Below are 1,546 nucleotides of genomic sequence, written 5' to 3'. Positions count from 1 at the left end.
ATTTTGATACCGGCTATGAGACCGGAGTACAGGAAACCGTTGAGGATATCGAGGGCCGCCTGATCGAGGACGGCTTTGATCCTGAAGAGGTTGAAGAACTCTTATACGACCCAGCTCCCCGCAAGAGAAAAGGAGGGAAGCGCAAACACAGATCATCTCACAGGTCAAGGACCTATGATCCAGCTCCTCGCAAATACGGCCGCAGGTATGCAAAAGGCAGAAAAGTCACTGCAAAGCATACAGGCAAAAAGGGAACACTCAGCAAGCTCAAGAAGTTCGCCATCCCTGGCGCTGCAGGTGTAACATTCCTGGCAGCATACTCAAAGAGAGCTGCTGACCTGTTTGCCTCAGGCGCGATCGCTGAGAAGAGCATATACCAGGCAATCAAGTACGACCTTTCGAACTTCGATTCAAGCCAGGCAATGAAGAGGCTGCAGAGCAATGCAGGCGAGATCATAGCCCCTCTGGTCGGAGGATGGGCGGTCAAGGAAACTCGCGTCCTTGGTAAGTACAGCGGCATTGCAGCAGACATCCTGATCGGCCTCGGCATAGGAGTGGGTGCAAAGGCAGTGCTTGACCCGCCTGTAGGAAACAGGGGAGGAAGCGGGAATGGGAATGGGAATACAGGTGCGATAAAAGTAATATCCATAACAGGAGCTGAACGGGAAAATCAGCCAGCCTTGATCCCAGGAACAGGAACGGAAACGGGGACAAATCCATACGCTTGAGGTGATAAAATGGCAGAAGAAATCATAGCTATTGAACATTCAGGCTTCACGAGTCTGGGAACAGGAACAGCAAAAACAAAAATGGGCGGTGCAAACGTTATACTGCCTCAGTGGGCAAGGAGCCTTCTTGCAGTACTGCCGCAAGCCGCAATAGACACAGTTACAGCTGCTCAGTCGCTTATTGCACAGTGCGACATCGAGAGCGATGATGTCCCGGTAGTGCCATTCCAGTGCCTTACAGCGCCTGTCGCAGGATTGCTCGGTGCATCAGGCGGCGCACTGTTTACTCCGAAAACTGAAAAATATGCTATTGGATGCCCTCTCAACGGAGGGGAACAGATAGCAGCATACCTGACCGCACTTGTGGCAAACACAAGCGCGCCAACCGGCGGAGTGGGTCTTGTAGTATCCAACATGAGGGCTCCGCATGCGCAGCGGCATGCCAAGATGGGAACTCTAACCTCTACAGGCACGGGAGCATCTGCTGATGTTGCAGGCACGAGGTACAATTTCAGTGGCGGAAACAGGATCCTTGAGCTGTTCGGAGCTGCCGTGCCAACCACGGTAGCAGCAGCAGACGGAATCATCGGTTACATAAAGTACCAGTCCAACGAGTTCAAGCAGAGCGTACCGCTCAAGCTGCCTCTTAACCCGATTTCAGGAGGACTCGGAACACTGACAATTGCATTCGTTGATGGCGTATCCAGGCAGCCTGTGAGTGTGCCAATCCCGCGCGCACAGGTAAACATCCAGGATTATCTGTACATGGGCCTTGCGCCAGGAACTGCAGGGAACTTCGTTGATGGCTTAGTGTACGA

The 1,546-nt window shown here is 52.8% G+C and carries 2 protein-coding genes; both read left to right on the top strand.

Going from position 1 to position 1,546, the window contains the following annotated elements:
* The coding region (locus MNV_RS19370) for a hypothetical protein (protein ID WP_179293814.1) at positions 1-728 on the top strand (728 nt) is incomplete at its 5' end.
* Between the two features lie 9 nt (positions 729-737).
* The coding region (locus tag MNV_RS05255) for a hypothetical protein (protein WP_143311646.1) at positions 738-1,546 on the top strand (809 nt) is incomplete at its 3' end.

This window comes from Candidatus Methanoperedens nitratireducens, assembly GCF_900196725.1.
Lineage (GTDB): Archaea > Halobacteriota > Methanosarcinia > Methanosarcinales > Methanoperedenaceae > Methanoperedens > Methanoperedens nitroreducens_A.
Note: the sequence above shows the minus strand (reverse complement) of the source record. Positions and strands in the feature narration are given on the sequence as shown.